Origin of the sequence: Burkholderia sp. Ac-20344, assembly GCF_017104975.1 — a bacterium.
Taxonomy (GTDB): domain Bacteria; phylum Pseudomonadota; class Gammaproteobacteria; order Burkholderiales; family Burkholderiaceae; genus Burkholderia.
This window is the reverse complement of the sequence record NZ_JAAGPP010000010.1, coordinates 23,998-44,462: the sequence shown is the minus strand read 5'-3', so window position 1 is coordinate 44,462 and position 20,465 is coordinate 23,998. Positions and strand designations below refer to the sequence as shown.

Here is a 20,465-nt window from a genome sequence, read left to right as displayed (position 1 = left end):
AGCGCGCCCTTTGCCGTTCGATTAACATTTGCCGCGGCAAGCAACTGTGCCTATACTGCTGCCTAGTCAACTATTGCAGCTTCAGGGTTTTATGTCGGATTCTTCTACCCAACCGCCCGTTTCGCCGCTGTCTTCATATCAGATGAACGACAGCGTCGGTTATCTGATGTCGCGCGTGAAGTCGGTGATGACCAACCTCGTCACCCAACGCACGCAGGAAGAGCTCGGCATCACGGGCACGCAGGCAAGCATGCTGTTCATGATCGCTGTCGGCAAGTGCTCGACGGCCGCCGAGCTCGCACGCGAGTACGGAATCGACGCGAGCGCGGTCACGCGCCTGCTCGATCGGGTCGAGAAACGCGGCCTGCTGTCCCGCGTCCGCAGCATCGAGGATCGGCGTGTCGTGCGCCTCGAGCTGACCGACGAAGGCCGTGCACTCGCCGAACGGCTGCCGCCCATTTTCCGCAGTGTGCTCGACCAGGTGCTGGACGGGTTTACGCAGGAAGAAGTCGGGTTCCTGAAGAGCATGCTGCGCCGCATTCTCAGCAACTACTGCGAGACCGCCGGCGGCAGCATCACGTAATAGTTGCCATAACAATAACTTTTGACAGATTAATGTAAGGAAATCCTTGCAGTGTCCATCATTCATTCCGAGTCAGGGATCAGCGCGATGAAATCCTCCCCGTTGTCCGTGCGCGCCGGGTCGTGCCGCGCCGCCGTTGCCGCCGCGGTCGCCGCACTGGCGCTGGCGGGCTGCGCGAACTACATCGGCATCAAGAGCGACAAGCAGATCGCCCCCGCGTCGCAATTCGAATCCGCGCAGAGCCTGCCGGCCCAGGGCGGCCAGTGGCCGGCGCTCGACTGGGCCAGCCAGTTCGGCGATCCGCAGTTGCCGAAGCTGATCGACGAGGCCCTGCAGGGCAATCCGTCGATCGCGCAGGCGCAGGCGCGTATCGCAAAGGCGTCGTCGTACATCGAATCGTCGCGTTCGAACCTGATGCCGAAGGCGGAAGCCAGCTATTCGTGGACGCGCGAGCTGTATTCGGCGAACGCGCTGTTCCCGCCCCCGTACGGCGGCCAGTGGTATAGCGAGAACAACGCGCTCGCGAGCGCATCGTGGGAACTCGACCTGTGGGGCAAGAACCGCGAACGCCTGCACACCGCCGTGTCGCAGGAAAAGGCGGCCGAAGCCGACATGCAGCAGGCACGCATCACGCTCGCGTCGTCGGTCGCCCGCACCTACAACTCGCTCGCGCAGCTCTATGCGCTGCGCGATATCGCCCAACGCGAGATCTCCAACCGCGAGACAGTCGGCAAGATCACCGACGGCCGCGTGTCGGCCGGCCTCGACACCAATGTCGAACGCCAGACGGCCCGCGGCAACATCGCGACGACCCAGGCTTCCCTATCGGATCTCGACGGCCAGATCACGTCGGTGCGCTACCAGCTCGCGGCACTGCTCGGCAAGGGCCCCGATCGCGGGCTGCAGATCGCGGCCCCCGTGATGAACCCGAGCGGCGAAGTTGCACTGCCCGGCAACCTGCCGGCCGATCTCGTCGCGCGCCGCCCCGACATCGTCGCCGCGCGCTGGCAGGTCGAAGCCGCGATGCACGACGTGAAGGAAGCGAAAGCCGAGTTCTACCCCGACGTGAACCTCGCGGCCGGCTTCGGCTTCGATGCGTTCGGCTGGGGCAAATTCCTGAACTTCGCGAGCCGTCAGGCGCAGTTCGGCCCGGCGATCCACCTGCCGATTTTCGACGCCGGCGCGCTGCGCGCGCAGCTCAAGGGCCGCTACGCGGATTTCGACCTCTCGGTGGCGAACTACAACCAGACGCTGATCAGCGCGCTGAACGACGTCGCGACGCAGGTCGCATCGATCCGTGCGGTCGATCGCCAGATGGGTGATGCGCAACGCGCACTCGACGCATCGACGCGCGCATACGACCTCGCGGTCATCCGCTACAAGGCCGGCCTGTCGCCGCAGTTGCAGGTGCTGACCGCGGACAGCAACCGCCTCGCATCGGAGCAGACGGTGACCAACCTGAAGATGCGCCGCCGCGACATGCAGCTCGCGCTGATCAAGGCGCTGGGCGGCGGGTTCGATGCGACCGGCACGCCGCTCGCCGCGCCCGATGCCAACAAGCCGACAAAACTGGCCGCCAACTGAACCGGCGCCACCACTACGCAGACACTCGAAATAACGGACGGAGAAAATCGCAATGAGCGACCAACAAAACGCCGCCAGTGCGCAGCCGCAGAACAACGGCAAGCGCAAACGGATGATGACGCTGCTCGTCGCGGTCATCGTGATCGCGGCCATCGCGTATGGCCTGTACTACTTCCTCGTCGCCCGCTTCCATGAAGGGACCGACGACGCGTACGTGAACGGCAACGTCGTGCAGATCACGCCGCAAGTCACCGGCACCGTGATTGCGGTGAAGGCCGACGACACGCAGACGGTCAAGGCCGGCGATCCGCTCGTCGTGCTCGATCCGGCCGACTCGCAGGTCGCGCTGCAGCAGGCCGAAGCCAATCTCGCGCAGACGGTGCGCCAGGTACGCGGCCTGTTCGTCAACGACGACCAGTACCGCGCACAAGTCGCGCTGCGCCAGTCCGACCTGTCGAAAGCCGAGGACGATCTCCGCCGCCGCGTGGCCGTCGCGCAGACGGGCGCCGTGTCGCAGGAAGAAATCTCGCACGCACGCGACGCCGTTCGCGCCGCCCAGGCATCGCTCGACGCCTCGCAGCAGCAACTCGCGTCGAACCGCGCGTTGACCGCGAACACGACGATCGCGTCGCATCCGAACGTGATGGCCGCAGCCGCGAAGGTTCGCGACGCGTACCTGGCGAACGCTCGAAATGTGCTGCCCGCGCCGGTCACCGGCTATGTCGCGAAGCGCTCGGTGCAGGTCGGCCAGCGCGTGTCGCCGGGCACGCCGCTGATGTCGGTGGTGCCGCTGAACGCGGTGTGGGTCGACGCGAACTTCAAGGAAGTCCAGCTCAAGCACATGCGCATCGGCCAGCCGGTCGAACTGACGGCCGACATCTATGGCTCGTCGGCGGTCTACCACGGCAAGGTGGTCGGCTTCTCGGCCGGTACGGGCTCGGCGTTCTCGCTGCTGCCGGCGCAGAACGCGACGGGTAACTGGATCAAGGTCGTACAGCGCCTGCCGGTGCGGATCGAGCTCGATCCGAAGGATCTCGCCAAGCATCCGCTGCGCATCGGCCTGTCGATGCAGGCCGACGTGGACATCAAGGACGAACGCGGCGACCAGCTCGTGAACGCGCCGAACACCGTCTACGAGACCAACGTGTTCGCGAAATACGGCGACGAAGCCGACGCCGAAATCGCCCGCATCATCGCCGAGAACGCAGGCGGCAACGCATCGGCACCGGCCGCGGCGAAGTCGAACGCCGTCGCGAAGATGATGTAACCGTTCCGACTCCGGAAAGACAACCGACATGGCACAGGCTCCTGTCTCTCACCCGCCCTTGCAGGGCGGGCAGCTCGTGATCGGGACGATCGCGGTGTCGCTCGCGGTGTTCATGAACGTGCTCGACACGTCCATCGCGAACGTCGCGATCCCGACCATCTCGGGCGACCTCGGCGTGTCGTCCGACCAGGGCACGTGGGTCATCACGTCGTTCGCGGTCGCGAACGCGATCTCCGTGCCGCTCACCGGCTGGCTGACCGACCGCTTCGGGCAGGTACGCCTGTTCCTCGCGTCGATCATCCTGTTCGTGATTTCGTCGTGGATGTGCGGGCTCTCGCCCAACCTGCCGTTCCTGCTTGCGTCGCGCGTGTTGCAAGGCGCGGTTGCGGGCCCGATGATTCCGCTGTCGCAAGCGCTCCTGCTGTCGAGTTATCCGCGCGCCAAGGCGCCGATGGCGCTCGCGCTATGGGCCATGACGACGCTGATCGCGCCCGTTGCCGGCCCGATCCTCGGCGGCTGGATCTCGGACAATTACTCGTGGCCGTGGATCTTCTATGTCAACATCCCGGTCGGCATCGCCGCCGCCGCCGCGACGTGGGCGATCTACCGCAATCGGGAGTCGGCGGTGCGCCGCGCGCCGATCGACGGCGTGGGCCTTGCGCTGCTGGTCATCTGGGTCGGCTCGCTGCAGATCATGCTCGACAAGGGCAAGGATCTCGACTGGTTCGCGTCGACGACCATCATCGTGCTCGCGCTGACCGCCGTCATTGCGTTCGCGTTCTTCGTCATCTGGGAACTGACCGCCGAGCACCCGGTGGTCGACCTGTCGCTGTTCCGCATGCGGAACTTCACCGGCGGCACGGTCGCGCTGTCGATCGGCTACGGCCTGTACTTCGGCAACCTCGTGCTGCTGCCGCTGTGGCTGCAGACGCAGATCGGCTACACCGCGACCGACGCCGGTCTCGTGATGGCGCCGGTCGGGCTGTTCGCCATCCTGCTGTCGCCACTCACCGGGAAGTACCTGCCGCGCACCGATCCGCGCTTCATCTCGACGGCGTCGTTCCTGACGTTTGCGCTGTGCTTCTGGATGCGCTCGCGCTACACGACGGGCGTCGACGAATGGTCGCTGACGCTGCCGACGCTCGTGCAGGGCATCGCAATGGCCGGCTTCTTCATCCCGCTGGTGTCGATCACGCTGTCCGGCCTGCCCGGCCACCGCATTCCCGCGGCATCGGGCCTGTCGAACTTCGTGCGGATCATGTGCGGCGGCATCGGCACGTCGATCTTCCAGACGGCCTGGGACCATCGCAACAACTTCCATCACGCGCAATTGGTCGAGCAGGCGAACGTCTACAACCCAACGTTCAACCAGGCCGTCACGCAGATGGGCAACCTCGGGCTGACGCAGGACCAGGCGCACGGGCTGATCAACAATATGGCCACGCAGCAGGCCGCGCAACTCGGGGTGAACGACCTGTTCTACATCTCGGCGGCGATCTTCGTGCTGCTGATCGGGCTGATCTGGATCACGAAGCCCGAGCGCTCGGGTGGCGGCGATGCCGGTGCCGCGGCATCGGCTGCGCACTGAACGCGCAGCCTGAATGCAAACAAAAAGCCCGGTCGACCTCGACCGGGCTTTTTTTATTCCGACGGGAGCGCGCGTTCGCGCCGTTGCGTCAGGCCGCCGTGACGACGAGCCGTTCCGGTGCCAGCACGCCGTTCGCCTTGCGGGCCACGCCGAGCAGCCGAGTCGCGTCGTAGACACGCACACGCTCGCCTTCGGCCGCATCGATCGGGTCGAGCGCCGACAGCGGCAGACGCTGGCCGTGCAGGAACCGCTTCGCGCTGGTTTCATCGAGACGCACCAGCGGAAACGTCGACAGTAACGCGTCGACCGGCTGGAGCCACGCATCGCGCGACGCTTCGTCGGCATCGGACAGCGCATCGAGCGTCACCGCGTGCTCGAGCGTCAGCACACCGACACCCGTGCGACGCAGCATCGTCAGATGCGCACCGCAACCGAGCGCCTCGCCGACATCCTCCGCCAGCGTGCGCACGTAAGTGCCCTTGCTGCAGGTCACGCGAAACGTCACGTCGGGCAAGTCGCACGCGAGCAGGTCGAGCGCGAGGATCGTCACGTTGCGGCCCTCGCGCTCGACGGTTTGTCCCGCGCGCGCATATTCGTACAGCGGCTTGCCGTCGCGCTTGAGCGCCGAATACATCGGCGGCACCTGCACGATCTCGCCGGTGAAACGCACGAGCGCGGCTTCTACAGCCGTGCGATCGCATTCGACGGGCCGCGTGTCGATCACCTCGCCTTCCGCGTCGCCGGTCGCGGTACGCTGGCCGAGACGCATCGTCGCTTCGTAGGTCTTGTCTGCTTCGAGCAGATCCTGCGAGAACTTCGTCGCCTCGCCGAAGCACAGCGGCAGCAGGCCCGAAGCCAGCGGATCGAGCGTGCCGGTGTGACCGGCTTTCTTCGCGAGCAGCAGGCGCTTCGCGCGAATCAGCGCGTCGTTGCTCGACAGGCCGACCGGCTTGTCGAGCAGGAGGACGCCGTCCAGCACGCGCCGGGGCACGCGCGGACGTTGGGGTGCTGCAGTCGTCATAGGCCGGTCGAGCTCAGTCGTCCTTGGTGGCCGCATCGGCCTCGTCGTCGTCCTTGGCACGCGTCGCGTTCGCTTCCTTGATCAGGAGCGACATTTCCACTGCCTTCTCGATCGTCTGGTCGTAGTGGAAATGCAGCGTCGGCACCGTATGGATGTGCAGGCGCTTGAACAACAGGTTGTGCAAGTGACCCGACGCGTGGTTCAGCGCTTCCTGCGTCTTGGCCGGATCGCCGGTCAACGCGGTGAAGTAGACCTTCGCGTGTGCGTAATCCGGCGTGAGCTCCACGCTCTGGATGGTCACGATGCCGATGCGCGGGTCCTTGACCTCGCGCATGATGAGTTCGGACAGATCACGCTGAATCTGGTCAGCGATCTGCACGTTGCGATTGGGGGAAGTACGTTTCCTGGACATGATCGATCCGTGATCCGTTTATCAGGATAAAGCGGCGGCCAGTGTTGGCACGCCACCATGAAAATGGGCGGGACAGGCCCAAGCCTGCCCCGCCCATGAGCCGATGCGCGAGGGTTACAGCGTACGCGCGACTTCGGTCACTTCGAAGACTTCGAACTGGTCGCCTTCGATGACGTCGTTGAAGTTCTTCACCGACATACCGCACTCGAAGCCTTGCTTCACTTCCTTCACGTCGTCCTTGAAGCGCTTCAGCGATTCGAGTTCGCCCGTGAAGATCACGACGTTGTTGCGCAGCACGCGAACCGACGACGAGCGCTTGACGATACCGTCCGTGACCATACAGCCTGCAACCGTGCCAACCTTCGGCACCTTGAAGACCTGGCGCACCTCGACCATACCGGTGATGACTTCGCGCTTCTCCGGCGCCAGCATGCCCGACATTGCCGCCTTCACCTCATCCACTGCGTCGTAGATGATGTTGTAGTAGCGGATATCGATGCCGTTCGCTTCGGCCAGCTTGCGCGCCTGTGCATCCGCACGCGTGTTGAAGCCGATGATGACAGCCTTCGATGCCGTTGCGAGGTTGACGTCGTTTTCGCTGATGCCGCCCACCGCGCTGTGCACTATCTGCACGCGCACTTCGTCGGTCGACAGCTTGAGCAGCGACTGCACGAGTGCTTCCTGCGAGCCCTGCACGTCCGCCTTGATGATGAGCGGCAGGTTCTGCACTTCGCCTTCGCCCATCTGCTCGAGCATGCTTTCCAGCTTCGCGGCCTGCTGCTTCGCAAGCTTGACGTCGCGGAACTTGCCCTGACGGAACAGTGCGATTTCACGCGCCTTGCGCTCGTCCGGCAGCACGATCACTTCCTCGCCCGCACCCGGCACTTCCGACAGACCCTGGATTTCGACCGGGATCGACGGGCCGGCTTCCTTCGTCGGCTTGCCGTTCTCGTCGAGCATCGCACGCACGCGGCCGTAGGCCGTACCCGCCAGCACGATGTCGCCGCGGTTCAGCGTACCGGACTGCACGAGGATCGTCGCGACCGGGCCCTTGCCCTTGTCGAGCTTCGCTTCGATCACGATGCCCTTGGCCGGCGCTTCGACCGGTGCCTTCAGTTCCAGCACTTCGGCTTGCAGCAGCACGTTCTCGAGCAGATCGTCGATGCCTGCGCCCGTCTTTGCCGACACCGGCACGAACGGCGAATCGCCACCGTACTCTTCCGGCACGACGCCTTCCGCGACCAGCTCCTGCTTGACGCGATCGGGGTTCGCTTCCGGCTTGTCGATCTTGTTGATCGCGACGACGATCGGCACGCCACCCGCCTTCGCGTGGGCGATCGCTTCCTTCGTCTGCGGCATCACGCCGTCGTCGGCTGCCACCACCAGCACCACGATGTCGGTCGCCTTCGCGCCGCGTGCACGCATTGCCGTGAACGCTTCGTGACCCGGCGTATCGAGGAACGTGATGACGCCACGCGGCGTGTCGACGTGATAGGCGCCGATATGCTGCGTAATGCCGCCCGCTTCGCCTGCGGCAACCTTCGCGCGGCGGATGTGGTCGAGCAGCGAGGTCTTGCCGTGGTCGACGTGACCCATCACCGTGACGACCGGCGGACGCGGCAGTTGCTCCGCATCGGTACCGGTTTCGCCTTCGACGAGCAGCGCTTCCGGATCGTCCAGCTTCGCGGCAACCGCGCGGTGGCCCAGTTCCTCGACGACGATCATCGCCGTTTCCTGGTCCAGCACCTGGTTGATCGTGACCATCTGGCCCATCTTCATCATCACCTTGATGACTTCGGAGGCCTTGATCGACATCTTGTGCGCGAGATCGGCAACCGACACGGTTTCCGGCACGTGCACTTCACGGACGATCGGCTCGGTCGGCGCCTGGAACGACGATGCGCTGTCCTGGTGACGGCCGCGGCCCTTCGGGCCACCGCGCCAGCCGCGGTCGACGCCGCCGCTCGAATCGCCGCGCGTCTTGATGCCGCGGCGCTTCGACGCGTCGTCCTGCCAGCCGCCCTTGCCTGCGCCCGGCTTCTTGTTGCGGTCGCCCGCGCCTGCCGGCGCTTGCGTCGTTGCCGGTGCTGCACCAGCCGGCTTCTTCACGGCCGGACGCGCCTGCGCACCTTCCGGCTTTGCCGGCTTGTGCAGCGTGCCCTTCGCTTCGGCCGGCTTCGGCGGCTCGACCGGCTTCGGCGGCTCGACTGCCTTGACCACGGCCTTGCGCGGCGTGTTCATCATTTCGCGAATCGCACGCGCTTCGGCTTCTGCCGCCGCACGACGCTTGCTGATCTCTTCCTGCTCGGCGCGCGCCTTGTCCGCCGCCTCGCGGGCAGCGTCTTCAGCCTTCTTCGCCGCTTCGCGCTGTGCCGCACGTTCGGCGGCTGCGCGTGCTTCGTCCTGCGCGGACTGCGTGCTCGCCGCTTCCTGCTCGGCTGCTGCAGCCTGCTGCGCGGCTGCCTGCTGCTGTGCCGCCGCAGCGTCTGCCGCGGCACGCTTCGCCGCCGCTTCTTCCTCGGCGCGACGGCGCTCGGCTTCAGCCGCTTCCTCGCGGGCGCGACGTTCCGCTTCCTCGCGTTCGAGGCGTTCCTGACGCTCGCGCAGTTCCTGCGCCTGCTTCTCGAGCAGTTCGGCCTCGCGGCGCGCTTCTTCCTCGCGACGCTTCAGTTCCGCATCGTCGTCCGCTTCGGCGACCTGCGCCTGACCCTGTTCCGCACCCTCGCTCACGTCGTCGCGCTTGACGAACGTACGCTTCTTGCGGACCTCGACCTGAATGGTGCGAGCCTTGCCCGTCGCGTCAGATTGCTTGATCTCCGACGTATGCTTGCGGGTCAGCGTGATCTTGCGCTTGTCGCCGTCGGTTGCGCCGTGCGACTTGCGCAAATGATCGAGCAGACGCGCCTTGTCCGTTTCGGACAGCGCATCGTCTTCACTCGCTTTCTGGACGCCCGCTGCCTGCAGCTGTTCGAGCAGCACACCAGCAGGCATTTTCAGTTCCGCGGCAAATTGGGCTACGTTGTTACTCGCCATTCATTCCTCTTAGTGCAAGGACCGATTCCTTGCGGTTAGCATCGGGTCAGGCCATACGGCCGCCATCAAATCAGTGCGCCATGGTCATTTCTCACTGGAACCAGTGTTCACGTGCTTTCATGATCAACGCCTTAGCGGCATCCTCTTCCATCCCGGTCATGTCGACCAGTTCATCCACAGCCAGCTCGGCGAGATCGTCGCGCGTCTGCATGCCATGTTCAGCCAGCTTCGCGAGCAGCTCCGGCGTGATGCCGTCGAGGCTCTTGAGATCCAGCGCTGCGTTCTCGACCTTTTCTTCGTTCGCGATGGCCATCGTCAACAGCGCGTCGCGTGCGCGGTTGCGCAGTTCGTGCACGGTGTCCTCGTCGAACGCCTCGATTTCGAGCATTTCGTTGAGCGGCACGTAGGCGATCTCTTCCAGGCTCGTGAAGCCTTCGTCGATCAGGATGTCGGCAACTTCTTCGTCGACGTCGAGACGCGCCATGAACAGTGCACGCAGCCGGTCGCGCTCTTCGCCCTGCTTCAGTGCGGATTCGTCCGGCGTCATGATGTTGATCTGCCAGCCGGTCAGCTCGCCTGCAAGGCGAACGTTCTGACCACTGCGGCCGATCGCGACAGCCAGCTCGTTCTCGTCGACGACGACGTCCATCGAGTGCTTTTCTTCATCGACGACAATCGACTGGACAGCTGCCGGCGCGAGCGCGCCGATCACGAACTGGGCGGGATCTTCCGACCATAGCACGATGTCGATGTTTTCGCCACCGAGCTCGTTGCGCACGGCCTGCACGCGGGAACCGCGGATGCCGACGCAGGTGCCGATCGGATCGATCCGCTTGTCGTACGCGATGACGCCGATCTTCGCGCGCACGCCCGGGTCGCGGGCAGCCGCCTTGATCTCGAGCAGGCCCTGCTCGATTTCCGGCACTTCCATCTCGAACAGCTTCATCAGGAACTCGGGCGCCGTACGCGACAGCTCGATCTGCGGGCCGCGCGCGGTGCGGTCGACCTTCGCGATGTACGCGCGCACGCGGTCGCCCACGCGCAGGTTTTCCTTCGGGATCAGCTGATCGCGGCGCAGCAGCGCCTCGACACGGCCGGATTCGACGATGAAGTTGCCCTTGTCGAGGCGCTTCACCGTACCCGTCATGATCTTTTCACCCCGCTCGAGGTAATCGTTCAGGATCTGCTCGCGTTCGGCGTCGCGCACCTTCTGCAGGATCACCTGCTTCGCGGCCTGCGCGCCGATGCGACCGAACTCGATCGACGGGACGGGTTCCTCGACATACTCGCCGACTTCGACGTCGGGCTTCTGCTCACGTGCTTCGAACAACAGGATCTCGCGATCCGGCTCCTGCAAGCCTGCCTCGTCGGGCACGACGAGCCAGCGACGGAAGGTTTCGTGCTCGCCGCTTTCGCGATCGATATGGACGCGGATTTCGGCGCCTTCGTCGAACAGCTTCTTGGAAGCGGACGCGAGCGCAGCCTCGAGGGCGCCCAGCACCACATCCTTGTCGACGTTTTTCTCGCGCGCCAGCGCATCCACCAGCATCAACACTTCGCGACTCATTATTTGCGGCTCCTAAAGTCAACTTGCGGAATCAGGCGGGCTTTGTCGATATCGGCCAGCGTGAAATCCAGCATGGCCGCCTCGCCCTTCTTCCTCTCAAATTCCAAACCGATCGTTTCGCCATTCGGCGCGTGCAGAATGCCCCGGTACGTCTTGCGCCCGTCCAGCGGCTTTTTCAAGGTCACGGAAACTTCGCTGCCAGCGAAGCGCTCGAAGTCGGCCAGCTTCTTCAACGGGCGGTCGAGCCCCGGGGACGAGACTTCGAGCCGTTCGTAATCGATGTTTTCGACCGTCAAGACGTGCTGGAGCTGACGCGTGACCTTTTCGCAATCTTCGAGCGAGATGCCGGCAGGCTGATCGATATAGATGCAAAGCATGCCGCGCCCGGTGCGCTCGAGATCCACCAGCTCGTAGCCGAGCCCGGTGACCGTGGTTTCTATCAGTTCCGTCAGTTGCACTGTGTCCTCTCAGGTGTTCGCGCCCGCCGCTCGCGATTCACCCGCGGGCGCGCGCCTTAGCCGGCGCAGGAAGCGCTACCCGAGATGCCTAACCGTTTCAGCAAAAAAAAATGGGCGGAACGCCCATCTTCTTACTGGTGGTCGCACCTGAGCCGCACATTGAATCCGTACGCCCAGCGACTCCGCGATTATAGCGATTTTTGGCGCAAACGCCAAGCCAGCCGGTAAAAGCAGCGCGTCGCCTGCCTTTACGGCCCAAAAATGCGAAATCGGGCTGCTCGATCAACCGGCGCCATCGTGGCACGCCGGGGATCGGTTATGCCGGCGGCCATGCAGCGCCGCGCAACATATATACAGTCAAAGCAATAAACGCGATGCCGCGCGCCGACAAGACCTGCCGTATGCCGATCCGGTCGGCACGCTGCCGGCCTTGCGCCGCGAGCCCGAATGCTCAGCGACTACGCGTACGGCTGCGCTGCGGACGCTGGCCGCCGCGCGCGCCGCCGCCGTTGCCGGCACCCTCGGCACGATTGCCGTTCGGGTTGCGATTTCCACCCTTGCCGCCGCCGCGCTTGGGACCCGCGCTGTCACGCTTGGGCCCTGCGCCGTACGACGCGCGGTTGCCGTCGACATCGCCACGGCCACCGCCAGCGCGATTGCCATCGCGTCCACCGCCTGCACGGTTGCCATCTCGGCTACCGCCAGCGCGATTGCCGTAACCCGACGGCGCTACCGGCAGGCTGCCGTAGCCGCTCAGGCCCGGTAGCCCCGGCCCGCCGCGCCGACCACCACCGCGACGCGGCTGATCCAGTTGCCCATGAGCCGTCAGCACCGGCTCGCGGCTGATGAAGCCCATCGACGTCTGCATCGGATCGGGCTGGCGACGCTCGGCCTGCGGACCGGCGCCGCCGCGCTTGCCCTTCTCCTCGGACGGCGCCTTCAGGCCGACGGTCGCCATCAGCTTGCGCACCTGCGCGTCGTCGAGCTCCTCCCAACGACCGCGCTTCAGGCCGCGCGGTAGCGGAATCGGGCCGTGACGCGTACGGATCAGGCGGCTCACCATCAGGCCGACCGCCTCGAACATCCGGCGCACTTCGCGGTTGCGGCCTTCGGCCAGCGCGACGTGATACCAGTGGTTCGTGCCCTCGCCGCCGCCGTCGCGGATGCGCAGGAAGTTCGCCGGGCCGTCATCGAGCTCGACACCGTGCAGCAGCTTCTGCCGCATGCCTTCGGCCAGCTCGCCGACGACACGCACCGCGTACTCGCGCTCGACGCTATAGCGCGGATGCATGAAGCGGTTTGCGAGGTCACCCGAAGTCGTCAGCATCAGCAGACCTTCGGTATTGAAGTCGAGGCGGCCCACCGCGAGCCATTTCGCCGTCTTCATCGGCGGCAGGCGGTCGAACACCGACGGACGGCCTTCCGGATCCGCGTGGCTGACGATCTCGCCGGTCGGCTTGTGGTACAGCAGCACGCGCGGCGGCTTGTTCGGCAGCTTGCGCTTGACCGGCTTGCCGTTGATCCGCACCTGGTCGGTCGGCATGATGCGCTGGCCGATGTGCGCGGGCTCGCCGTTCACCGACACGCGGCCGGCGACGATCAGCTCTTCCATTTCGCGGCGCGAGCCCATGCCCGCCTCCGCCAGCACCTTGTGAAGCTTCGGCGCGTCGTCGTCCGGCGACAGCACGCGCTTGTTCGCCGGCTGGTTGCGGCCGCGACGCAGCATCGGCGCACGCACGCCGCTACCGCCCGCGGAGTTGTCCGCGTCGAATGCCGGCGACGTCACGTAGGCGAACAGTTCGTCCTGGGACGCATCGCCTTCCACCTTCGCCGCGCTGCCTTCAGCCTTCGATGTACCGCCGCGACGACCCTGGCCACCCTGGCCGCCTTGGGCCTTGGCCGCACCTTCGCGCTTGGCGGCCGGCTTGCGAGCCCCCTTGGCCGCACCTTCCTTGCGCGGTGCACGCGCCGGCGGCTGCGCTTCAGCGGCTTCGGCCGGCTGCGCGTCAGCGCCTTCGCCGCCCTGCGGCTCGCCTTCGGCGCCCTTCGACTTGGCCGCCGCGCGACGCCGCGCGATCAGGCTGCGCGGGCCTCGCCGCAGACCGCGGCGGGGACGCTCGTCGCCACCCTCGGCCGAAGCGCCCTGCTCCGGCGCATCGTCGGCACGCGCTGCCTGCATGGCAGGCGCGGACGATTCAATATCGTGGATATCTGTCAAAACAACCTCAAAATGTCAGGTCTCGCGCCCGGCGCGGGCGCGGCAAGAAGTTGGCCGCGATCAGGCGCGACGCTGTTCGGGTTCTGCTTCGTCGTCCGGCAGCGCATCGGCACCGATGGGTGCACTGGCGCTTCGAACGGCGTCAGCGAGACTGTCGGACGTGTCGTCCAGCATCTCGCCGTCCGCGGGACGGGAACGGGAGGCGTCGGCCTGGCCAGCCTCGCCGGGCATGTTGCCGGCCGCTTCCGCTCCGTCTCCGGCAACCGCTTCGGCAGCCGGCTTGCGATCTTCCTCGCTCCAATCCGCATGCAGCGGCTCGGGCAGCACATTGGCCGGCACTGCTTCGGCGCCAGCCTGTTCCAATCGTTCCGTTTGCCCGCGATCAGCATCGAGCGTATCGCGGCTCGGGATTTCCTGCGTCGACACGACGTCCGCCGCGTGATCATCCGGCAATCCCGCCGATTGACCGGCGGATGCCTCATCCGCGTGCGGCGCGTCGCCCGCTGCGTCGCCGGCAACCGGTATGCCCTCGTCGAAATCCATTGCCTGCTGCGCCAGCAGCGCAGCCTCGATGTTCGCGGCCGGCTCTTCGAGCGCAGGCAGATCATCGAGCGCCTTCAGGCCGAGATCGTCGAGGAACTGCTTCGTCGTCGCATACAGCGCCGGGCGCCCCGGCACGTCGCGATGACCGATCACTTCGATCCAGCCGCGATCCTCGAGTTGCTTGACCACCTGCGTATTGACCGTCACACCGCGAATCTCTTCGATATCGCCGCGCGTGACGGGTTGCCGGTACGCGATGATCGCGAGCGTTTCGAGCACCGCGCGCGAATATTTCGGCGGCTTCTCGGGATGCAGGCGATCCAGATAGTGACGCATCGCCGGCTTGCTCTGGAAACGCCATCCGGTCGCCAGCGCCACCAGCTCGACGCCGCGGCCGGACCAATCCTGTTTCAGATCTTCGAGCAACGTGCGGACCGTGTCAGCCGACACGCCGTCGGCAAAGAGCTTGCGCAAATCGCCGAGTTTCAGCGGCTCCTGCGCGCAGATCAAAGCAGTCTCGAGGACGATCTTCGCCTCTTGGGTATTCATGCAGCTAGGCCAGACCCTGTGGTCAAACGAACCGGATCAACAAACAGACGAAAGGAACGGAAGACGCGCTCGCCCGATTCTGATCGGTCATATTGATGGGAGCACGAACCGGGGGCGGCGAACCAACTTCAGGCCAGGCCCAAACCGGACGGAACAGCACGGCTCAACGACGGAACCGCGTGACTGAGCGCCATATTACGCAAAATTGCCCGGTGCGTAAAGATGAGCCGAACGGGCTGCCGACAGCACGCCGAGTCCGCTCCGGCCCCGCTTCAGCGGGCGGCCGCGCCACGCGCGAGGAACCGGCGCAGCCGCTCGACGCCCGCGTCGAGTCGCGCCGGATCGCATGCGTAGCACCAGCGCACGAACCCTTCCCCCTCCGGGCCGAATGCGCGCCCGGGCGCAAGGCCGAGCCCCGCGTCGCGCACCAGCGTCTTGCAGAACGCCAGGCTGTCGGCCGCGCCCGGCAGGCGCAGGAACAGGTACATCGCGCCCGGCGGAGGCGGTACCTCGACGCCCGGCAGGGTGCGCAGCGCGGCAACCAGGTGATCGCGCGCATCGCGCAGCGCCGCGACGAACGACCGCACGAACGGTTCGCCATCGCGCAGCGCGACCTCACCCGCGGCCTGCACGAAGCCCGGTGCACACGACGTGTTGTATTCGACGAGCTTCGACAGGTCGTCCATCACCGTTGCCGGCGCGATGAGCCACCCCAGGCGCCAGCCTGTCATCGCCCACGCTTTCGAGAATGAATTCACGACGACGACCCGCTCGTCGCGCGACGCGATGTCGAGGAACGACGGCGCGCCACCCGCACCGAATGCAAGCCGCTCGTACACTTCATCGGCAACCAGCCAGATGCCGTGGCGACGGCAATGGGCGAGCACGGCTTGCTGGTCGTCGCGCGACATCGTCCAGCCGGTCGGATTGTTCGGCGAGTTGATCAGCAACATCCGCGTATCGGGCGTCAGCGCCGCAAGCAGCCGCCCGACATCGAGTTGCCAGCCCGCATCGCCATAGCCGAGCGGCACGCATTCGACCTGCGCCCCAAGGATCTTTGGAATCTCGACGAGATTCGGCCACAGCGGCGTGACCGCGACGACGCGCTGGCCCGGACCGACCAGCATCTGCGCGGCCAGCATCAGTGCACTCACGCCCGAACTCGTCACGGCCACCGTGTCGGCCGCCGTCGCACCGTGACGGGCGCTGACGTAGGCTGCAATCGCGTCGCGCAGCGGCGCGGTACCGAGGTTGTGCGTGTAGAAGGTTACGCCGTCGCGCAGCGCCGCCGCTGCGGCGTCGCGGATGAAGTCCGGCGTCACGAGATCGGATTCGCCGAACCAGAACGGCAGCATGTCCGGCACGCCAAAGCCGGCGTTTGCCACGTCCCGGATCAGCGACGGACGCAACGCGTGCACCGCGTCGCGCGCTGCCGGCACACCGGCCACCGGAAGGGAATCTGCGAAATGCGCCATCGAGCACCACCATCGAGGAACACGATCCGCGTAGTGTACCGGCCCGCAAGCCGGATCGGCGCGCGTCGGTGCGCGTCAGTCGAGGTCCTCCGCCCTCGCCGGCATCTGCCGCACCAGTTCCCAGATCGCCTGCGCAGCGGGCGACAACGACCGGTCGCGGCGGCGCACCAGTTCGACCGTGCGCTCGGTGCGCGGCGTGAGCGGCCGCGCGACGAGCGTCGAGCCGGCAGGCAGCGGCAGCGACAGCCACGGCTGCACGCTCACACCGACGCCGGCCTCGACGAGTCCGAAGACAGTCGCCGAATGCCCGAGCTCCTGCATGACCGTCGCGTTGACGCGATGGGCGGCCAGCGCGGCATCGATCAGCGGCCGGCTTCCCGACGCCTGATCGAGGAGCACGAGGCGCTCGCCGTCCAGCGCCGTCCAGGGCACCTCGGCACGCGCCGCGAGCGGATGGTCGGCACGCGCGACAAGGCAGAACGAATCGGTCATCAGCGATTCGCAGACGAGATCGGCAACCGTGAGCGGCCCGATCACGACGCCGAAGTCGACCTCGCTCGACTTCACCTTGCGCAACACGTCGCTCTGCACGTCGTCGCGCAAGCCCAGCGTCACGAACGGAAACTGGCGCTCGCACGACGCAACCACGCGCGGCATCAGCCGGCATGCGATCGTCGGGCTTGCCGCGACGATCACGCGCCCGCGGCGCTGCTCGCCGATCTCGCGAATCTCGCGCAGCGTGTCGTCGAGATCGTCGAGCAGACGCGACACGCTCGAGATCAGGTTCGCGCCGACATCGGTCAACTGCACGTCGCGCGTCGTGCGGTCGATCAGCTTCAACCCGAGCTCGGCTTCGAGCTCGCGCACGCAGCGGCTGACCGCGGACTGCGTGAGCCCGATCTCGTCGCCCGCGCGACTGAAGCTCTTGAGCCGCGCGACCTCGATGAAGACGCGAAGCTGGCGCAGCGTGACGTTCATTTCCTGACCTCATCAATCGTCGATATCGATGCGCGATTTTAATGCGCGAATTCGGCGCCGGTGTGCGAATCAGGCACCTGCCCCACATGTTTCGCTGCGGTGCAATACATCCGTGAACGCACGTGGTGCGGGCGAACTGCACAAGATTGGTGATTGTCCCGATTTGCTGGCGGGTTATTTTGGCGTCTTATACGCCCCTAGCTGACTTAGCCGTTAGCTCGCTGCCAAGCGGCTCTCGAGGGAATTACCTCCGACATGGCACGCTTCGTGCATCTCCTGGCGCACAGGGCGCAGGTTTCGTCGGGCGGAAGAGCAGAAACGCCGCTGCCGGCCAACCGGACGCCCCCACCCGGCACTCGACGATCGAGTGCTTGAAGAGTGCGCGGCGCAGGGCAGCGCACCGGAGTTAGCTTCGCTGAGGTGAGGACATGATGCTGTTCGACGATTTGAGAGATAACGAGTGGGCGTTGGTCGAGGGTCTGTTTTGCTCGGAACCCGCACGGAGTGAGCGGCGCGGCCGCCCCCGCGTGGAAGCCCGCTCGGTGGTGAACGCCGTGCTGTGGGTGCTGTCGACGGGCGAAGGCTGGTCGAAGCTGCCGGGCCGCTATCCGTCACCGCCGACTTGCCGTCGTCGCTTCGACGAATGGCAGGCGGACGGCACGCTCGCCGAAATCGTGAAGCGACTCGGCACGAGCGGCCGACAGATCTCCCTGCGCGGGCGCATCGGCGCAAGCGCTGCGAAGCCGCCCGCGCCGCCGAGCCGCGACCGGCTGCGCGGCGCCTTCTGGACCAATCCGGAATCCTGGCGCGCGCCCGTCAAGATGGCGTAACGAATGCTCGATCGGGCGGCTTCGGCCGCCCGGTTTCTTTCTGCGACGCGACTTATGCGCGACGCCTGCGTTGCGTCGATTACGGTTGTCGTACCGCGATACATCTATTTACCAATATTTACAGCAAGCCTGCACTCCCGCGCTTACCTTAGCGACATATCAACAGGCCGCGTCGACGGCTTGAAGGGAGCCCCGCCATGAAACCAATGTCACTGCTCGTCGCATGCGGCATTGTCATTTCCTTGGCGTTGTCCGCTCCAGCCCACGCCGACGATCGCGCGAAGCCGCCCCATCGCCAGCAGGATCACCGGAACACCCTCCGCCAGCCACCGTCCGCCAACCCGTCCAGCCGGCAGACCGTGCCGCGCGGCGACCTGCGCGGCGACATCGCAAGCAATGCGCGAGCGCGCATCGGCTCGCAGCCGTCGGACGTACCGCGTCATCCGTAGTCCTGCCAATTTCAGGATTTCGCCAAAGAAAATGCCCGCTGCCGGGAACTGCGCCGAATGCGACGAGTCACAACGTTGCCATGAGCACAGCGTGGCAACAGCAAAAGTATCCGGTACGCCCGTATCCTCGCGATACGGGCTTTTTTTTGGCGCATGGCCGGCCGCACGGCAATGCGCGCGGCGGGATGATCGGCCGCCGCTACAAGCGGCTTTCGAGAATCGCCACGGCACTCGCTTCGCTCAATGCGTAGTCGGCCATGCGGCGATCGGTCCAGGAAAGTAATTTCTCGTCGCGCTCGAGGCGCGAGAATTCGGCTCGACCGCTTTCGGTCAGCACGGCAATGTCGACCGGCGCATGGAAGCCCGGCGCGGGGGCAACGGTTTTCTGCCTGACCGTGTCCATCAGCCCGAGCGAACGGAGATACTCGAACACGCCCGGGCGGCGCGCCCACGGTACCTGGCGGTACTGCACTCGTCTCAATGCGTCGAGCACCGCTTCGTTGGAATACGTGGCCATCTCGATTCTTTCTTAAAGTGCAGCGACAATGCGAAGCGGCGCGCCGGGCAGGGTCTCCGCCCGCCGATACCGCCACCGATTCTGGAGGCCGACGTTCGGCGTCGCGTCAGGGCCGGATCGTCAGCCGTCCATAAAAAGACACCATACCCCAATCAAATTGATTCTGTTCGATTCATTTGTACTTCTCTTCATCTGTTTCATGCTCTGCCGCAAGCGGCGGCGAATCATCTCGCTTGTCGCCGTCGCGCTGTTCTGGCTGCTCGCGACAGGCTGGCTCGCCGCGCCGCTGATCGCCTGGACCGAGGCGGGCGTCGAACCCGTCGAGCACCCCGACATGCATGGCCGGACCACACTGATTCTCATCGGCGCAGGCACGCAGCGCACCGACACCGGATTGCGGCCGCCACCTGACGGAGCCGCCCGCATCCACAAGGTCGCGGCGCTCTACCGCACCTGCCGGCAGCAGGCCGAGCACTGCACCGTGGTGATGTCAGGTGGCGACCCGCAGCATCACGGCGAAACCGAGGCGGCGGTCTACGGGCGCCAGCTCGTCGCCGAAGGTGTCGCTCCCGCGGACCTCGTTCTGGAACCAGATAGCCGCACAACCTACGAAAATGCGAAATTCACTGCGCCTATACTACGCTCACAGTATGACGACGCGCGCATTCTCGTCACTTCGTCATATCAGATGCGCCGCGCATTGCTCGATTTCCGCCGCTTCGGCATCGATCCGCAGCCCGTGTATGCGAATCGCCGGCGCGCTCAAACGGGCTGGCTGCCGCGCTGGCGCAATCTGGCCAACGCCGAGCAGGCGATGCACGAACTGGTCGGCATCGCGCAATTCCATGTCTATCGATGGCTCGGGTGGTTCTGACCGCCGCGGGGAAACCGGCCGGAAATGGCTGCAGCGGCGACGATGGCAGGCGCGTGACGATGTGCGCGAAGTGTTGCGCGACTTCAACGGGGCCTTGCGTCGCGCCACGATCCGGTGCACATTGATCCGTCACTTTTGTTACACTCGACACGCACTCGATTGCAGTCGCCAGACAAAACGGCAACACTCGGGTTCATCACCACTTAGCGGAGGTAAAGCAATGAAGAAGACGTCCCTGGCTATCCTGGTAGCGATGTCGGCGCTGACTGGCGCAGCGTATGCGCAAGAGAGCACGGAAATCAAGACGATCACCGATCCGGCCAAGATCTCCGAGATCGAGCAGCGCGCACAGGCGCTGCAGCAGCAGCAAGCGGCCGAAGCCGCTCAGCCGGCGGTGGAAGAACATCACCACGGCAAGAAGGCTGCTCACCACAAGGCTGCCGCGAAGAAGGCCGGCAAGAAAGCTGCCAAGGCCGACGCTGCCAGCCAGTAAGTTCGGCGGCACCGCACAAGCGAAAA

At 65.6% G+C, this 20,465-nt stretch carries 17 protein-coding genes and 1 pseudogene; 8 read left to right on the top strand and 10 right to left on the bottom strand.

The features are described 5' to 3' along the window. The first annotated feature begins 91 nt into the window (after positions 1 to 91). The 4 genes from G3N64_RS05285 (at position 92) to G3N64_RS05270 (ending at position 5,022) form a co-directional block, all read left to right on the top strand. Positions 92 to 583, top strand: a complete 492-nt coding sequence (locus G3N64_RS05285) for a MarR family transcriptional regulator (RefSeq protein WP_205782696.1) — start codon at positions 92 to 94, stop codon at positions 581 to 583. 87 nt (positions 584 to 670) lie between these two features. Then, complete coding sequence (locus G3N64_RS05280) at positions 671 to 2,167, top strand: efflux transporter outer membrane subunit (protein WP_205782695.1); 1,497 nt, start codon at positions 671 to 673, stop codon at positions 2,165 to 2,167. Positions 2,168 to 2,219: 52 nt separating this feature from the next. After that, positions 2,220 to 3,434, top strand: a complete 1,215-nt coding sequence (locus tag G3N64_RS05275) for an HlyD family efflux transporter periplasmic adaptor subunit (RefSeq protein ID WP_205782694.1) — start codon at positions 2,220 to 2,222, stop codon at positions 3,432 to 3,434. Between the two features lie 28 nt (positions 3,435 to 3,462). Then, positions 3,463 to 5,022: a DHA2 family efflux MFS transporter permease subunit gene (locus G3N64_RS05270; protein ID WP_205782693.1), complete on the top strand. Its 1,560-nt coding sequence runs from the start codon at positions 3,463 to 3,465 to the stop codon at positions 5,020 to 5,022. 88 nt (positions 5,023 to 5,110) lie between these two features. Here the strand turns inward: G3N64_RS05270 and truB are convergent, their stop codons facing one another. The 9 genes from truB to G3N64_RS05225 all read right to left on the bottom strand — a co-directional run bounded on the left by truB (position 5,111) and on the right by G3N64_RS05225 (position 17,276). Next, on the bottom strand, positions 5,111 to 6,043 hold the full coding sequence (gene truB, locus G3N64_RS05265) for a tRNA pseudouridine(55) synthase TruB (protein ID WP_205782692.1): 933 nt from the start codon (positions 6,041 to 6,043) through the stop codon (positions 5,111 to 5,113). Between the two features lie 13 nt (positions 6,044 to 6,056). Beyond that, a complete protein-coding gene (gene rbfA, locus G3N64_RS05260) occupies positions 6,057 to 6,455 on the bottom strand; it encodes a 30S ribosome-binding factor RbfA (RefSeq protein ID WP_205782691.1) in 399 nt (132 codons plus the stop codon). Between the two features lie 114 nt (positions 6,456 to 6,569). Then, on the bottom strand, positions 6,570 to 9,488 hold the full coding sequence (infB, locus tag G3N64_RS05255; protein WP_205782690.1) for a translation initiation factor IF-2: 2,919 nt from the start codon (positions 9,486 to 9,488) through the stop codon (positions 6,570 to 6,572). Between the two features lie 91 nt (positions 9,489 to 9,579). Beyond that, on the bottom strand, positions 9,580 to 11,055 hold the full coding sequence (gene nusA, locus G3N64_RS05250; RefSeq protein ID WP_043182579.1) for a transcription termination factor NusA: 1,476 nt from the start codon (positions 11,053 to 11,055) through the stop codon (positions 9,580 to 9,582). Further along, positions 11,055 to 11,513 carry a ribosome maturation factor RimP gene (rimP, locus tag G3N64_RS05245; protein ID WP_014897219.1) on the bottom strand — a complete coding sequence of 153 codons (459 nt, stop codon included), beginning with the start codon at positions 11,511 to 11,513 and terminating at the stop codon, positions 11,055 to 11,057. The genes nusA and rimP overlap by 1 nt, the downstream gene beginning before the upstream one ends. A 451-nt stretch (positions 11,514 to 11,964) precedes the next feature. Then, complete coding sequence (rluB, locus tag G3N64_RS05240) at positions 11,965 to 13,731, bottom strand: 23S rRNA pseudouridine(2605) synthase RluB (protein ID WP_205782689.1); 1,767 nt, start codon at positions 13,729 to 13,731, stop codon at positions 11,965 to 11,967. A gap of 60 nt (positions 13,732 to 13,791) precedes the next feature. Next, positions 13,792 to 14,823 (bottom strand): SMC-Scp complex subunit ScpB, encoded by a 1,032-nt coding sequence (gene scpB / locus G3N64_RS05235; RefSeq protein ID WP_205782688.1) that lies wholly within the window; start codon positions 14,821 to 14,823, stop codon positions 13,792 to 13,794. Positions 14,824 to 15,095: 272 nt separating this feature from the next. Beyond that, the gene (locus G3N64_RS05230; RefSeq protein WP_205782687.1) at positions 15,096 to 16,298 is read right to left on the bottom strand and encodes a pyridoxal phosphate-dependent aminotransferase; all 1,203 of its coding nucleotides are present in this window, start codon (positions 16,296 to 16,298) and stop codon (positions 15,096 to 15,098) included. A gap of 75 nt (positions 16,299 to 16,373) precedes the next feature. Beyond that, positions 16,374 to 17,276 (bottom strand): LysR family transcriptional regulator, encoded by a 903-nt coding sequence (locus G3N64_RS05225; protein WP_205782686.1) that lies wholly within the window; start codon positions 17,274 to 17,276, stop codon positions 16,374 to 16,376. A gap of 431 nt (positions 17,277 to 17,707) precedes the next feature. Between G3N64_RS05225 and G3N64_RS05220 the strand changes: the two are divergent. Both G3N64_RS05220 and G3N64_RS39605 read left to right on the top strand, forming a co-directional pair. Next, positions 17,708 to 18,094 (top strand): annotated as a pseudogene (locus tag G3N64_RS05220) (transposase); the annotation flags it as partial. A 209-nt stretch (positions 18,095 to 18,303) separates the two neighbouring features. After that, positions 18,304 to 18,555 carry a hypothetical protein gene (locus tag G3N64_RS39605; protein ID WP_241020783.1) on the top strand — a complete coding sequence of 84 codons (252 nt, stop codon included), beginning with the start codon at positions 18,304 to 18,306 and terminating at the stop codon, positions 18,553 to 18,555. A gap of 199 nt (positions 18,556 to 18,754) precedes the next feature. Here the strand turns inward: G3N64_RS39605 and G3N64_RS05210 are convergent, their stop codons facing one another. Next, positions 18,755 to 19,072: a hypothetical protein gene (locus G3N64_RS05210; protein ID WP_011351791.1), complete on the bottom strand. Its 318-nt coding sequence runs from the start codon at positions 19,070 to 19,072 to the stop codon at positions 18,755 to 18,757. Between the two features lie 157 nt (positions 19,073 to 19,229). Here G3N64_RS05210 and G3N64_RS05205 point away from each other — a divergent pair, with 157 nt between their 5' ends. Next, complete coding sequence (locus G3N64_RS05205; protein WP_205782684.1) at positions 19,230 to 19,946, top strand: YdcF family protein; 717 nt, start codon at positions 19,230 to 19,232, stop codon at positions 19,944 to 19,946. A gap of 220 nt (positions 19,947 to 20,166) precedes the next feature. After that, positions 20,167 to 20,439 (top strand): hypothetical protein, encoded by a 273-nt coding sequence (locus G3N64_RS05200; protein WP_205782683.1) that lies wholly within the window; start codon positions 20,167 to 20,169, stop codon positions 20,437 to 20,439. The last annotated feature ends 26 nt before the right edge of the window (positions 20,440 to 20,465 follow it).

Bases quoted from the DNA above. Each gene is read 5' to 3' on its own strand.
- G3N64_RS05285 (WP_205782696.1), top strand. From the start codon at position 92: ATGTCGGATTCTTCTACCCAACCGCCCGTTTCGCCGCTGTCTTCATAT.
- G3N64_RS05280 (WP_205782695.1), top strand. From the start codon at position 671: ATGAAATCCTCCCCGTTGTCCGTGCGCGCCGGGTCGTGCCGCGCCGCC.
- G3N64_RS05275 (WP_205782694.1), top strand. From the start codon at position 2,220: ATGAGCGACCAACAAAACGCCGCCAGTGCGCAGCCGCAGAACAACGGC.
- G3N64_RS05270 (WP_205782693.1), top strand. From the start codon at position 3,463: ATGGCACAGGCTCCTGTCTCTCACCCGCCCTTGCAGGGCGGGCAGCTC.
- truB (WP_205782692.1), bottom strand. From the start codon at position 6,043: ATGACGACTGCAGCACCCCAACGTCCGCGCGTGCCCCGGCGCGTGCTG.
- rbfA (WP_205782691.1), bottom strand. From the start codon at position 6,455: ATGTCCAGGAAACGTACTTCCCCCAATCGCAACGTGCAGATCGCTGAC.
- infB (WP_205782690.1), bottom strand. From the start codon at position 9,488: ATGGCGAGTAACAACGTAGCCCAATTTGCCGCGGAACTGAAAATGCCT.
- nusA (WP_043182579.1), bottom strand. From the start codon at position 11,055: ATGAGTCGCGAAGTGTTGATGCTGGTGGATGCGCTGGCGCGCGAGAAA.
- scpB (WP_205782688.1), bottom strand. From the start codon at position 14,823: ATGAATACCCAAGAGGCGAAGATCGTCCTCGAGACTGCTTTGATCTGC.
- G3N64_RS05230 (WP_205782687.1), bottom strand. From the start codon at position 16,298: ATGGCGCATTTCGCAGATTCCCTTCCGGTGGCCGGTGTGCCGGCAGCG.
- G3N64_RS05225 (WP_205782686.1), bottom strand. From the start codon at position 17,276: ATGAACGTCACGCTGCGCCAGCTTCGCGTCTTCATCGAGGTCGCGCGG.
- G3N64_RS39605 (WP_241020783.1), top strand. From the start codon at position 18,304: ATGAAACCAATGTCACTGCTCGTCGCATGCGGCATTGTCATTTCCTTG.
- G3N64_RS05210 (WP_011351791.1), bottom strand. From the start codon at position 19,072: ATGGCCACGTATTCCAACGAAGCGGTGCTCGACGCATTGAGACGAGTG.
- G3N64_RS05200 (WP_205782683.1), top strand. From the start codon at position 20,167: ATGAAGAAGACGTCCCTGGCTATCCTGGTAGCGATGTCGGCGCTGACT.